The following is a 13,254-nucleotide window of genomic DNA, read 5'->3' as shown; positions in this document are numbered from 1 at the left end:
ATCTGCGTACTGGATTTTCCGGGATTTCACTGGTTAGACTGAGTGCTCCGGCTGCGACGGTGGGCACCGGGCGGGGATCGGCCACGCGAACGCGAGCGGGCCGGATTATGGGGCGGGGAGAGCTGCGTGACCACAGGACGAACCTTCGCCGAGAAGCTCACCGCGCTCATCGACCAAGCCCGCGCGGGCGGAGTGACCCCGCACAGCTACCGGGAGATGTCCGCGGCGATCGAGAAAATCGGCGGTCCGGCGATGTCACCGGCGTACATCCAGCAGCTCGCGACCGGCAAGCGGATCAATCCGAAGATCCACTACGTCGAAGCGCTGGCCCAGTTGTTCGAGGTCCCGGTGTCGTACTTCTTCGACCTCGGTGCCCCGACTGACGAGAGCCCCCGGCCGCCCGGCCGCGACGAAGCGAAGCTGATGGCCATGCGGGCACAGGAACTCTCCCCCGCAGGCCGCCGCCAGGTGATGGACCTGCTCGAGCTGGTCGAACGCTACGAGCGCGCGGAACGCGGGCACACGGCCCGAAACAGCGAAAACGGTCCGACATGAAGGAACGCGAACTCCGCAAGCGCTGCCGCAAGCTGCTCAACGAGCTCGACATCAAACCGCCGCTCGACGTCACGGTGCTGGCCGAGCGGATCGGCGCGAAACGCGGCAGGGTGATCCGGCTGCTGCCGTACCCGCTGGAAGTCCCCGGCCCGTTCGGCTGCTGGATCGCCACCTCAGCCACGGACTACATCTTCTTCCAGCAGGAAACCACCAAGGCGCATCAGGATCACATCATCCTGCACGAGCTCGGCCACCTGCTCGCCGATCACCATGCCGCCGGCGACGCGGAGCCCGGCGACTTCCCGCTCGGGCTGCCCGCCGACGTCGACGACGAGCTGGACAGCGAAGCCGTCGGCCGCGCGCTGCGCCGCACGTCGTATGACGCCGCGCACGAATGGGAAGCCGAGACCGTCGCGACGATCATCCTGGAGTGGGCCTCGGTGCTGAACTACACGATCCCGCAACGAGCGGAGGGCCGGGATCTGCGCCGCATCCAGGGCACCCTCGGCGACCATCAAGGGTGGTTGTGAGCACCTCCTTCTCCCCGGCCAATGTGCTGGCGATGCTGCTGTTCGCGGCCGCGCTGGCTTGGCGGATCTACCAGCTCCAACGGCAGCCGCGGAGCGTGCCGCTGTGGGCGGTGACCGTGACCATCGCCTGCCTGGCGGCGTCGTTCCTGTGCCAGCAGAAAGCCATCGCCGACGCCATCGACTCCGCGATCGGGCAGGGCGCGAGCAGGTTCACGATCAACGTGCTGCTGTCGAGCGCCATCTGCTCGCTGGTGATCTTCTTCCTCGGCTCGACGATCGGGCCGCGCCGCTATCAGCGCGCGGCGCTCGAGATCGTCCCGCTGGCCTTCACCGTCGTGCTGATGGGGGTCGCGCTCGCGATCACCCCACCCGAGTCCCGAGGGGACGCACTGGGACCAGAATTGGTGCACGTGCCCGGGGTCGCGTTGTTCTACCTCGGCGCGGGGCTCTACCTGTGTTACGGCCTGATCGCCTGCACCGGCTGGATCGTGCGGTACCTCGCCACCGCCGACCGCAACCTCCGGATCGGCCTGCGGATCGGCGCGATCGGGCTCGGCTGCGCCGCGGCAGGCAGCGTCCTGCGCGCGGTGTACATCGTGCTCGCGTGGACCGGAGTGCCGGCGGGTTTCCTGCTGAGCGCGGCCGTCCCGTTCGTGATATTCGGGCTGGTGTTCTTCCTGGTCGGCATCACCTATCCGGGGGCCAGCGCCCGCGTGTCGGCCCTGCGCCGACGGCGGCGCCACCGGCGCCAGCACCACGAGCTCGGTCCACTGTGGACGTTGCTGGCGAAGGCGTACCCCGACCTCGTCCTGCGGACAGCGCCCGTGCGGCGGCTCGACACGTTCCGGCCACGGACGGTCCATCGCCGCTACTACCGGCGCGTGATCGAGATCCGCGACGGCCTCGTGCAGCTCAGCCCGTACCTCGCCGCGGACTTGACCACGCTCGCCGGCAACGACCCGCGGGGCGCGGCCACGGCACTGGAATCCGCGCTCGCCCGGCAGGCCGCGGGCGAGGACACCGACCACCGCGCACACCTGGTCCTCCCCGCCGAAGGTAGCGGCGATCTCGAAGCCGACGTCGAACCGCTGCTCGCGCTGGCACGTGCGGTCGGCACCGCGAAGTAGGAAGTAGAAGGAGAAAACCGAACGTGGACACCGTGATCACCGCGCGGCAGGTGCTGGTCCGGCCGGGGTCGCCGATCACCGACGGCGCCGTGCTCGTGCGGGACGACAAGCTGGTCGCCGTCGGCGAGCGCGAGGACGTCTTGCGCCAGGCGCCGCCGGACGCCGTGCGGCACGACTTCGCGACGTCGACCCTGCTGCCCGGACTGTTCAACTGCCATGTGCACCTCGCGTTCGACGCCGAGCCCGATCCGGTCGCCAGGATCACGTCAGCGGACCCGATCGGGGGCGGCCTCGGCCGGGCGCGCGAACTGCTGCGCAGCGGCGTCACGACCGTGCGCGACCTGGGCGACGGCGGCCACCTCGCGATCGGGGTGCGGCAGCGGATGGCGGGTGAACCCGCGCCGCGGATCCTGTCCGCGGCGACCCCGCTGACCGTCCCGGGTGGACACTGCCACTTCTTCGGCGGCGAAACGGCGAGTGACGCCGAGATCGCCGCGCTGATCGACGCGAACGCCGAGGCGGGCGCGGACGTGATCAAGGTGATGGCGAGCGGCGGCCAGATCACCCCGGGCGGCGCGGACATGTGGGAGTCGCAGTTCGACGTGCGGCAGCTGGCGTTCATCGTCGAACGCGCTGCCGAGCACGGTCTGCGGGTCGCCGCGCACTCCCATGGCGCCGACGCGATCGAGGCGTGTGTCGACGCCGGGGTCGCCACGATCGAGCACTGCACGTGGATGGTCGGGCGGGGGCAGATCGACCTACGCGAGCCGGTCGCGAAGCGGATGGCCGAGCGTGGCATCGCCGCGTGCTCGACCAGCAGCAGCAACTGGCGTCGCATGGTCGAGCGCATCGGCGAGGAACTGGCGCAACGGATCTACGGCCGGCTGCCGTGGCTCGAAAGCCACGGCGTCCGGCTCATCGCGGGCACCGACGCGGGCCTGACCGGCTCGGTGTTCGACGACCCCGCCGGCGCGCTGGAACTGTACGAATGGCTCGGTTTCCCGCGGACGCGGATCCTCGAGATCGCGACGTGCGACAGCGCCGACGTCCTCGGGCTCGGCGACGTCACCGGCCGCCTCGCGCCGGGCTACGCCGCCGACCTGCTCGTCGTCGACGGCGACCCGCTCACCGACCTCGCCGCCCTCAGCAAAGTCCAGTACGTCATGGCCCAAGGCGTCCCCGCCCTATAGCCACGCCTCCAGAGCGAGCACGCGCCACTCCAGGGCTGGCACTTTTGTACTTTTGTGCCCTGCTTGAACGTTCAACGAGGGCACTCTTCGACAAAGGTGCCCGCTTTGGGCCAGGCAGCGAGCCGACGCGGGTTCGTCATCTCGGGGCTCTACGATGCCGGAATGGTCTTGCGCCGAAGGTTCGCCGGGGCACTCGTGCTCGTCGCCGCTCTGCTCGCCGGTTGCTCGGGCGGCGGTGGTGACGCCTCGGCGCCCGCCGCGGCTCCCCTGCCGGACGCGGCCACGCTGCTCGCGGCGTCGGCCCAAGCGACCGGGGCGCTCACGAGCGCGCACATCGCACTCGACGTCACGGGCACGATTCCCGGGCTGAGCGTGCAAAGCATCGACGGCGACCTCACCAAGGCCGGGTCCGCGAAGGGCACCGGAAAGGTGTCGCTGGGCGGCGAACTCGCCGAGATCGAGTTCGTCCTCACCGGCGGCTCGCTCTACGTCAAGGGCCCGACGGGCGGCTTCCAGAAGCTCCCGGCCTCGCTCGCCAGCAGCATCTACGACCCGTCCGCGATCCTCGACCCGAACCGCGGCGTCCCGAAACTGCTCAGCACCATGGCGGACGCGAAGTCCGTCGCGGCCGAAGACGTCAACGGGACACCGACGATCAAGGTCACCGGCAAAGTCACGAAGGACGTACTGACGTCGTTGCTGCCGGGCATCCAGTCCGACGCAAACGCCACCTTCTGGCTCGCCAGGGACGGCCGGCACCTGCCGGTCAAGGCGACGATCGCGTTCCCCGGCAACGGAAGCGCCGACGTGACACTGTCCAACGTGGACAAGCCGGTCACGGTGACCGCGCCCGCGTGATGACCTCGGACGCGAAGACCCGCTCGCGGCGCGGCCGGTACGTCGCGATCGGCGCCGGCGGGATCGCGGTCCTGCTCGGCGCGCTCGACACCTACGTCGTCATCGGGCTGCTCCGCGACATCATCGGCGACCTGAAGATCCCGGTGAACCGGCTCGAGCGGCTCACCCCGATCGTGACCGGGTACCTGCTGGGTTACGTCGCGGCGATGCCGCTGCTCGGGCAGGCGTCGGACCGCTTCGGCCGCAAACTGCTGCTTCAGCTGTGCCTCGCGGGTTTCGTCGTCGGGTCCGTGCTGAGCGCCCTCTCGGCAAGCGTCCCCGCGCTGGTCACGGGCCGGCTCGTGCAGGGGATTTCGAGCGGCGCGCTGCTGCCGGTGACGATGGCACTCGCGGCGGACCTGTGGTCGGAACACAAACGCGCGAGCGTGCTCGGCGGAGTCGGCGCGGCCCAGGAGCTCGGCAGCGTGCTCGGCCCGATCTACGGCATCGCGCTCGCCGCGGCCGCCGGCTGGCGGTCCGTGTTCTGGGTGAACGTGCCGCTCGCGGTGCTGGCGATGGCCGCGATCGCGTTCGCCCTGCCGCGCGAGAAACGGTCCGCTGGTCCGCGGCCGAAGGTCGACGTCCTCGGCGGAGTCCTGCTCGCGGTGACGCTCGGTCTGCTGGTCGTCGGGCTGGACAACCCGGATCCGCAGGTCCAGGTGCTGCCGCCGTGGGGGACGGCGTGCCTGGTCGGCGCGGCCGTGGCGCTGGTGGCCTTCGTCGCGTGGGAAGCGCGAGCGAAAACGCGGCTGATCGACACCGCCGGCGTGCGGCTTCGGCCGTTTCTCGCGGCGCTCGGAGTCAGCCTCGCCGCGGGTGCGGCGCTGATGGTCACGCTGGTCGACGTCGACCTGTTCTCGCAGACGCTGCTCAACCGGAACGATCAGGGCAGCGTTTCGCTGCTGCTGCGGTTCCTCATCGCGCTACCGATCGGCGCGGTGCTCGGCGGGCTGCTCGCGACGCGGATCGGCGACCGCTGGGTGGCCGTCGCGGGGCTGGTCATCGCGGCTTGCGGGTACCTGCTGATCTCGAAATGGCCGATCGACGTCCTCACCACGCGCTACGACCTCGGTCTGTTCTCGCTCCCCCGGCTCGACGCGCTGATCGTCGCGGGTTTGGGGCTGGGCCTGGTGATCGCGCCGCTGTCGTCGGTGGCGCTGAAGGTCGTCCCGGCAGCGCAGCACGGCGTGGCGTCGGCGGGGGTCGTCGTCGCGCGGATGACCGGGATGCTGGTCGGGGTCGCGGCGCTGTCGGCCTGGGGGCTGCACCGGTTCCACAGCCTGACCGCGGACCTGGGCACCCCGATCCGCGTGCTGTTCCCGACGTCACAGGCGTACGACCAGGCACTGACCACGTATCTCGACGCGGTGCGCCACGCGCTGCTCACCGAGTACAGCGAGATCTTCCTGGTCACCGCCGGTATCTGCGTCCTCGGTGCCGCCCTCGCCCTGCTGTTGCGGACTTCGTCGCCCAAAAGTGATGTAGTTGAGAGTTGAATGATCGCTCACAGTGGTCTTTACTTCCGGTATGAACGTTGTCATTTGGATCGTCCAGGGTGTCCTCGCCGTCCTGTTCCTGGGGGCAGGTGGGACGAAGCTGACACAGCCGGACGAGAAGCTCGTCGACCGCATGACCTGGATCAAGACCTGGCCGAAGGGCACGTCGATCCTCGTCGGCACGGCCGAGGTGGTCGGCGCGCTCGGCCTGATCCTGCCCGCGGCCACCAAGATCGCCCCGGTGCTGACGCCGATCGCGGCGAGCGGGCTGGTCGTGGTGATGATCGGCGCGGTCGTCACGCACACTCGCGCCAAGGAGTGGGGCAGCGTCGGCTTTACCGTGGTGCTCGGCGCGCTGGCCCTGTTCGTGGCCATCACCCGCTTCGGCGCGTACGCCTTGTAATAACACTTCGCACCTGCCGGTTAAGCTTGCTGACGTGCCTGAATACCTGTCGACCGCGCCCACCCGGGGGACCCGTGACTTCCTCCCCGCCGAGATGTCCGTCCGCACGCAGGTGTTCGGCCATCTCTACGACGTCATCGAGCGGTACGGGTTCCAGCGCTACGACGGCCCGATCCTCGAGCCCGCGGAGATCTACGAGCTGAAGTCCGGCCAGGAGATCGCCGACCAGCAGCTGTACACGCTGACCGACAAGGGCGGCCGGCGGCTCGCGCTGCGCCCGGAGATGACACCGACCGTCGCGCGCATCATCGCGGGCACGGCGAAGTCGCTGCAGTTCCCGGTCCGCTGGTACAGCCACCCGAACTGCCACCGCTACGAGAAGCCGCAGCGGGGCCGGGTGCGCGAGCACTGGCAGATCAACGTCGACATCTTCGGCTCGGAGAGCGCGAACACCGAGATCGAGATCTTCGAGGTCATCCACGACATGATGGCCGAACTCGGCGCGTCGAAGGACATGTTCGAGATCCGCGCGAACGACCGGAACCTGCTCGCCTCGGCGCTGACCGATATCGTCGGCGTCACCGCGGCGCAGCTGCCCGAAGTGTTCGCGCTGGTCGACCGGTGGGAGAAGTACCCGAAGGACAAGCTCGCCGCGTCGGCCGAGGAGATCGGGCTGGCGGACAAGCAGTTCGAGAAGCTCAGCGAGACGCTCTCCTCGGGTCAGGCGCTGCTCGACGAGCTGCCGGACGCGGTCAAGGACGCGTCGAACCTGGTGCAGGTGCTCAAAACCAGTGCCGCCGGGCTGATCCGCTTCGACCCGATGATCGTGCGCGGGCTGGCGTACTACACGTCGACCGTGTTCGAGGTCTTCGACACTTCGCCGGAGAACCGGCGCGCCCTGTTCGGCGGCGGCGCGTACAGCGACCTGGCGGGCATGTTCACGGCGCAGCAGATCCCGGGCATCGGGTTCGGCATGGGCGACGTGACGTTGATGGACTTCCTGACCACGCACGGCCTCGCCCCGGAGCCGCGCCGCGAGGTCGACGTCGTCGTCGTGCCGGTCACCGAGGAGCTGTCCGACGCCGCGCGCGCTGTCGCCGGGAAGCTGCGGAAGGCCGGGCTGCGCACGTCGACACCGTTGGAGCTGCGGAAGCTGGGCAAGGAGCTCGCGAGGGCCGACAAGGCCGGCGCGCTGGCCGTGGTGATCGTCGGGCAGGAGGACTGGGACGCCGGCAATGTCACCGTCCGCAGCCTGGCCACGCGCGACCAGCAGCAGGTCGCCCTCGACTCCGCCGCCGACGTCATCTCCGCCCTGCTCTAAAACGGGCACTTTTGGACAAAAGTGCCCTCCTGGATCGCAACTCGACGGCGAGTTGCGGTACACGACGCGGTGACGGGGTCAGGTGGGGGCGGAGCGGAAGCGGAGGGTGAAGGTCGCGCCGTTGTCGGGCTCACCGCGGGCCGAGATGGTGCCGCCGTGGCCCGCGACGACCTCGCGCACCAGCGCGAGGCCGAGCCCGAAACGCCGGCCGTCGCCGTTGTCCCCGCGAGCGAACCGCTCAAAAATCCGTTCCGCGTCCCGTTGTTCAAAGCCGGACCCGGTGTCGCGGACGCTCAGTTCGACGTGCCGTCCACCCGCGGCCCGCACGGTGATCTCGACCAGCCCGCCCGCCGGCGTGTGCCCGATCGCGTTGTCCAGCAACGCTGAAAGCACCCGGCGTAACGCCGTAGGAACCCCGCGGATCATGTAGGACGCCTGTTCGCGGCGCAGCACAAGCCGCAGCCCGCGCTCCTGCGCGCGGACAGCCTCGCTCGCGATCGCCTCCTCCGCCAACGTGCCGAGCTCCACCGGCCCGAGTTGCGGCGGCGCGGTCCGCAGCCGCGCGGACAGCAGCAGGTCTTCGACGACTTCGCCGAGTTCACGCGTCTCGAGGACCAGCCGATCGAGGTCGTCCGACGCGAGTTGCGCCTTCCCCGGATCAGAGTTCCCCGCACGCCGGGACAAGAGCTGCGCACGCGCGTGCAGCCGGGTCAGCGGCGCGCGCAGTTCGTGACTGGCGTCGGCGACGAACGTCCGCTGCCGCCGCAGCGCGTCGCCCAGCGGGTAGATCGCCCGGCCGGAGAGCAGGTGCCCGGTCACCGCGGCCGCCAGCAACGCGATGACCTCGGCGGCGGCGAGGCCGATGAGCAGCAGATTCCGGTCCGCCACCTGATACCGCTCGTCGAAGAAGGCCTGCACGACGACGCCGCCGTGCCGCTCGGTCCGGACCGTGTAGTCCTCCCCGCCGAACGCGACCCGCTCGGTGATCGTGGCGCCGTCGCGGGTGACCTGGTCGATCGACGCCTGGATCGGCATGCCGGCCGGGACCGCGCCCACCGGCGTGTGCGCCTGCCCGGAGAACAGCCACAGGCAGCCCGGCGGCGTCGCCGAAATCCCCTGCTCGATCGTGCCGTTCAGCATGCGGTCGGTCTGGGAGTGCTGCCCCGACGCCATCACGACGTACGCGAGCGCGCCGACGGCGATCACCAGCACCGAGATCACCAGCGCGATGTTGACCGTGATGACCCGCCGGGCGCGACGCAGCAGCAGCCTCTCCGGGCCGTCGCAGCCCGACGGCGCCGGGTTCACAGCACGCCGATCTGGTACCCCAGGCCGTGCACCGTCCGCACCACACCGCGGCCCAGCTTGCGCCGAAGGTAGTAGACATACGTGTCGACGATCGACTCGCCGGTCGAGTCGGCGAACACGTTGGTGCGCAACGCCGACCGCGGATGGATCGCCTTCGGCCGCAGCGCAAGCGTGCGCAGCAGCTCGAACTCCCGGCCGGACAACGTGATCCGCTGTCCCCTTGGCAGCACGACCTCATGCCGCAGCAGGTCGAGGCTCGCGACGCCCAGCGGCAGCGACTCCGCGTCCTCCAGATGTCGTCGTGCCAACGCCCGGATCCTGGCCAGCAGCTCGTCCATCTCGAACGGCTTAACCAGGTAGTCGTCGGCGCCGGCGTCGAGCCCGACGACCCGGTCCGCCGACTCGCCGAGCGCGCTGAGCACCAGCACCCGCGTGGTGACGCCCTTGCGGCGCAAGCGCGTGAGCAGCTCAAGGCCGTCCATCGCGGGGAGCCGCCGGTCGATGACCATCACGTCGTACTGCCCGGTGAGCCCGAGGTGCAGACCGCGTTGACCATCATGGGCGAGGTCGATCTGGTATCCCTCGTCCGTGAACAGCTCGGCGAGCATGCTGGCGAGCTCGGTGTCATCCTCGACGAGGAGTAGCCGGAGTCCGCCAGTCGAGGTACCCCAATCGTGCACAACCCCATACTGACAGTAAATGTTGAGAATTCACCTAGTCGATTTCTCATGAAACTCGCAAAGTGCTCATATTTCGGCCACTTGTGGCGCGGTCAGTGCCGCAACCTCACCCGAATCGACACCTCGCCGGGCATCGCGCCGGTCCAACCAGGACAAAACGGGCGCGGTCATGATCGTGGTGACCAGCGCGACCACCACCAGCACGGTGAACAGCTCGCTGGACACGATCCCGGCCTGCAGGCCGACGTTCAACGCGATCAGCTGCATCAGGCCGCGGGCGTTGATCAGCGCCCCGACCCGCACGGCGATCGGCTGCGGCTCCCCCATCGCCCGCGCCGCGGCCCAGCACGCGCCGAACTTGCCGATGATCGCGACGACTACGCAGAGCCCGGTGAACAGCAGCAGTTTCGGGTCGGCGAGCAGGGCGAACCGGGTGTTCAGGCCCGAGTAGGTGAAAAACAGCGGCAGGAACACGATCCGCCCGATCGGCATGATCTTCGCCAGGATCTTTTCCGAACCCTCGGAACGAGGGAAGGCGATCCCGACGCAGAACGCTCCGAACACCGCGTAGAGACCGATGATGTCGGTGAACCACGCCGCCGCGAACAGCACCGCGACGGTGACCAGCAGCCGCTGGTCGGCGTTGACGCGGGGACTGGCCGTCACCGCGCTCAGCAGCCGCCTCCCGACCGTGGCAAGCACCAGCGCGAACAACGCGGCCCCCAGGACCGCGATCAGCACCGGCCTGGGCGAGCCTGCGTGCATCCCGAGCACCACCGCGAGCAGGATCCAGGCGAGCACGTCGTCGAGGGCCCCGCAGGCCAACGCGAGCGAACCGAACCGGGTCTTGCCGAGTCCTCGCTCGGTGATGATCCTGGCGAGCATCGGGAACGCCGTGATCGCCATCGCGACGCCGACGAAGGACGCGGAAACCAGCGGCGACACCCCGGCCTTGAACACCGGTGTCCAACTGTTCCCGAACACGGCCACCGCGGCGCCGAGTACCAGCGGGACCACGGTCCCGGCCAGTGAAATGGTCCCGACCGAACGCGCCGAGCCGCGGACGGACTTCACGCTGAACTCGTACCCGGCGCCGAACATGAACACGACGAGCCCGATCTGACCACCCAGGTAGAGCAGCGTGCGGACGGTGTCGGGGAACAGCGCCGTCTGCAGGCCCGGCGCGACCAGGCCGAGCAGCGACGGTCCCAGTAGGACACCGGCGATCATCTCGCCGACCACCGGCGGCTGGCCGAAGCGGATGCCCGCCGCGGACACCAGCCGGCAGACCAGCAGGATCACCACCACCGCCAGGAAGAACGCCGGTGCGGCCTGGGTCGCGGTCATCGCGTCTCCTCTGCGAAATAGGTTTCACACAAACGTTTGTGGCGTGCGTCGATGACCATGTATGTGCCGAAGACCAGTTGCGCGAGGCTGCGCCAGACATCTTCCCAGCGGTCCCGGAGCCGGAGCCACGCCAGCACAGTCCGTTGTGGACTCGTCGAGCCACGAGGGACGAGCAGGCACGGGCCGCGGTTCGGCATGGACCTCGTGTGCACGACCGAAGACGAAAGCTCGAAGCGCCGCAACATCTCCCGCGCGACGATGCGCATGGTCACCGGCGCGAGGCCACGCGCCGGGCAGGCCCGGTTTTGGGTGACACCGAAGGGGATGAACGGGGAATCCTTGGCCGAGCGATGTTGCCAGCGGTCCGGATCGAACCGCTCGGTGTGGTCGTAGCCTTCGCGGTGGTAGTCCGGGTAGCTGAAGCACAGCACGGTTCCGGCGGGGATCGTCGAATGACCGAGTTCGATGTCGCCGGTCGCGATCCGGTGCGCGATGCCGAACAGCGGGAAGGCGCGGAACGTCTCGTCGATCACCGCGTCGAGGTACGCGTCGTCGTCCGGGTTGGCGACCAGGCGTTGCTGCACCTCGGGATGCTGCGCGATGGTCATCAGCAGGTGCGCCATCGCCTCGGACATCTGCACGACGGCCGTGTTGAAGAACGCGCCCTGGAGGTAGTACGCCTTCTCCTTTGTGGACAGACTGCTCGGCAGCGGGTACGGGACGTCGTCGAGTCTGCCGAGCAGGTATCGCGTGAGCTTGTGGCGCTTGCGCATATGCCTGGGGCGTACGCATTTCAACGCGGTGACGACGTCGTCGGCGTTGTCCACGATGAGTTTGCGCGCGTCGGGCGGACACGGCTCGTCGAATACCAGCTCGTAGTACAGCTCGGCCCAGATCGGCATCATCTCGTCACGCAGCCGGATGAGTTTCCGGTCGCCCACGTGGAGTTCGTCAAGGACATGACGAGTGGCCCGCGCGGTCATGTCCTCGGATTCGCCCTTGCTCCTGACCAGGATGTGGCGGGTGGTCTTGGCGACTTCGTCGTAGCGCGGGCCGGCTTCGAGGTGTTCCTGGTGGACTTCCGGGCCGGGCGCGAGCCAGTACCAGAACAGGTCCGACAGCGCCGCGCCTTTGCTGCGCCCGTTGGCCGCGGGGTCGGCGTAGACCCGCCGGAAATCCTCGAGCCCGACCTTGTCGCCCGGGATCGGCAGGCCTTCGTCGCCGTTGACTCGCGCGAAGATCTTGCCGCGCAACGCGACCACCCGGTCCGGCAGCCAGGACGGAAGGCTGGCGAGCAATCCCAGTACCCCGAGCAGCAGAAGGCGTTTGACGGTCATCAGTACGTCCTGATCAGGTCGGCGGTGAGATCGCGCGGGGTGCTCCCGCCACACAACGCGAGCGCGTGGTCGAACTCCTCGCGCAGCAGCTCAAGTACCTGCGACACGCCGTCCTGGCCGGCCGCGGCCAGGCCCCACATCACCGGCCTGCCGATGCCGACCGCGGTCGCGCCGAGGGCGAGCGCTTTGACGACGTCGGTCCCGCGCCGGACACCGCCGTCGAGGATGAGTGGAAGCTGCCCGCCGACCGCCTCGACGAGCTCGGGCAGCGCGTCGATCGTGGCCGGCACGGTGTCCAGCTGCCGGCCGCCGTGGTTGGACACGAGCAGCCCGTCGACACCGCGGCTTACCGCGATCCGGGCGTCCTCGGGATGCAGCACTCCTTTGAGGACGATCGGCAGCGAGGTCAGCCCGCGCAGCCAATCGATGTGCTGCCAAGACAGTTCGGCCGACATCACGATGTCCCGCGGGGTCCCGGCGTGGTCGTCTCGCAGGTTCTCGACGAACATGCCGGCCGGCAGTTCGTGGAAGTTGTTGCGGTCGTCGCGTTCCCGCCTGCCGAACACCGGCGAGTCCACAGTGACCACCAGCGCGTGGACGCCCGCATCCTCCGCCCGGCGCACGATGGCCTCGGAAAACGCCAGGTCCGGCTGCAGGTACAGCTGGAACCACAACGTCGGATCGCCACCCTGGACGGCTTCGCGCGCAGCCGTGACGACGTCACCGACCGCTGTCGTCGCGGCCATGCTGACGATCATGATCGTGCCGGCCAGCGCTGCCGCGCGCGCCGTCGCCCGCTCGCCTTCGGGGTGTGCGATCCGGTGGAAAGCCGTTGGGGACAACAGGATCGGCATCGACACCGGCCGTCCGAACAACGTCACGCCGAGTTCCCGCTTGTCGCTGCCGCGCAGGACCCTGGGCAGCAACCATCGCCGCTGGAAGGATTCTTCGTTGGCCCGCATGGTGATCTCGTCGCGGGCGGCACCCGCGAAGAAGTCGTAGTACACCGGGTCAAGCTTTTCCCTGGCCGCCGCTTCGAACTCCGCGATGGTTTGCATGACGG

General features: G+C 69.1%; 13 protein-coding genes. 8 read left to right on the top strand and 5 right to left on the bottom strand.

The annotated features are described in order from the left end of the window. Window positions 1-126: 126 nt before the first annotated feature. From JWQ81_RS24570 to hisS, 8 genes are all read left to right on the top strand, one after another. Complete coding sequence (locus tag JWQ81_RS24570) at window positions 127-555, top strand: XRE family transcriptional regulator (protein ID WP_297544961.1); 429 nt, start codon at window positions 127-129, stop codon at window positions 553-555. Further along, window positions 552-1,085: a hypothetical protein gene (locus JWQ81_RS24565; RefSeq protein WP_297544960.1), complete on the top strand. Its 534-nt coding sequence runs from the start codon at window positions 552-554 to the stop codon at window positions 1,083-1,085. The genes JWQ81_RS24570 and JWQ81_RS24565 overlap by 4 nt, the downstream gene beginning before the upstream one ends. Further along, window positions 1,082-2,212, top strand: coding sequence for an MAB_1171c family putative transporter (locus tag JWQ81_RS24560; RefSeq protein WP_297544958.1), 1,131 nt, complete (start codon window positions 1,082-1,084; stop codon window positions 2,210-2,212). The genes JWQ81_RS24565 and JWQ81_RS24560 overlap by 4 nt, the downstream gene beginning before the upstream one ends. 23 nt (window positions 2,213-2,235) lie before the next feature. Further along, complete coding sequence (locus JWQ81_RS24555) at window positions 2,236-3,402, top strand: amidohydrolase family protein (protein ID WP_297544956.1); 1,167 nt, start codon at window positions 2,236-2,238, stop codon at window positions 3,400-3,402. Window positions 3,403-3,564: 162 nt separating this feature from the next. Beyond that, window positions 3,565-4,260: an LppX_LprAFG lipoprotein gene (locus tag JWQ81_RS24550; RefSeq protein WP_297544954.1), complete on the top strand. Its 696-nt coding sequence runs from the start codon at window positions 3,565-3,567 to the stop codon at window positions 4,258-4,260. After that, window positions 4,260-5,795 carry an MFS transporter gene (locus JWQ81_RS24545; RefSeq protein ID WP_297545055.1) on the top strand — a complete coding sequence of 512 codons (1,536 nt, stop codon included), beginning with the start codon at window positions 4,260-4,262 and terminating at the stop codon, window positions 5,793-5,795. Before JWQ81_RS24550 ends, JWQ81_RS24545 begins: the two co-directional genes overlap by 1 nt. Before the next feature lie 31 nt (window positions 5,796-5,826). Beyond that, on the top strand, window positions 5,827-6,198 hold the full coding sequence (locus JWQ81_RS24540) for a DoxX family protein (RefSeq protein WP_297544952.1): 372 nt from the start codon (window positions 5,827-5,829) through the stop codon (window positions 6,196-6,198). Window positions 6,199-6,232: 34 nt separating this feature from the next. Next, the gene (gene hisS, locus JWQ81_RS24535) at window positions 6,233-7,519 is read left to right on the top strand and encodes a histidine--tRNA ligase (RefSeq protein WP_297544951.1); all 1,287 of its coding nucleotides are present in this window, start codon (window positions 6,233-6,235) and stop codon (window positions 7,517-7,519) included. Between the two features lie 78 nt (window positions 7,520-7,597). Here hisS and JWQ81_RS24530 read toward each other — a convergent pair whose 3' ends face one another. The 5 genes from JWQ81_RS24530 to JWQ81_RS24510 form a co-directional block, all read right to left on the bottom strand. Further along, on the bottom strand, window positions 7,598-8,827 hold the full coding sequence (locus JWQ81_RS24530; RefSeq protein WP_297544949.1) for a HAMP domain-containing sensor histidine kinase: 1,230 nt from the start codon (window positions 8,825-8,827) through the stop codon (window positions 7,598-7,600). After that, on the bottom strand, window positions 8,824-9,507 hold the full coding sequence (locus tag JWQ81_RS24525; protein ID WP_297544947.1) for a response regulator transcription factor: 684 nt from the start codon (window positions 9,505-9,507) through the stop codon (window positions 8,824-8,826). Before JWQ81_RS24525 ends, JWQ81_RS24530 begins: the two co-directional genes overlap by 4 nt. A gap of 66 nt (window positions 9,508-9,573) precedes the next feature. Continuing rightward, window positions 9,574-10,854, bottom strand: coding sequence for a cation:proton antiporter (locus JWQ81_RS24520; RefSeq protein WP_297544946.1), 1,281 nt, complete (start codon window positions 10,852-10,854; stop codon window positions 9,574-9,576). Continuing rightward, window positions 10,851-12,191, bottom strand: coding sequence for a cytochrome P450 (locus tag JWQ81_RS24515; RefSeq protein ID WP_297544944.1), 1,341 nt, complete (start codon window positions 12,189-12,191; stop codon window positions 10,851-10,853). The genes JWQ81_RS24520 and JWQ81_RS24515 overlap by 4 nt, the downstream gene beginning before the upstream one ends. Continuing rightward, complete coding sequence (locus JWQ81_RS24510; RefSeq protein ID WP_297544942.1) at window positions 12,191-13,249, bottom strand: alpha-hydroxy acid oxidase; 1,059 nt, start codon at window positions 13,247-13,249, stop codon at window positions 12,191-12,193. Before JWQ81_RS24510 ends, JWQ81_RS24515 begins: the two co-directional genes overlap by 1 nt. Window positions 13,250-13,254 lie beyond the last annotated feature (5 nt).

Origin of the sequence: Amycolatopsis sp., from assembly GCF_025464955.1 — a bacterium.
GTDB lineage: Bacteria > Actinomycetota > Actinomycetes > Mycobacteriales > Pseudonocardiaceae > Amycolatopsis.
Note: the sequence above shows the minus strand (reverse complement) of the source record. Positions and strands in the feature narration are given on the sequence as shown.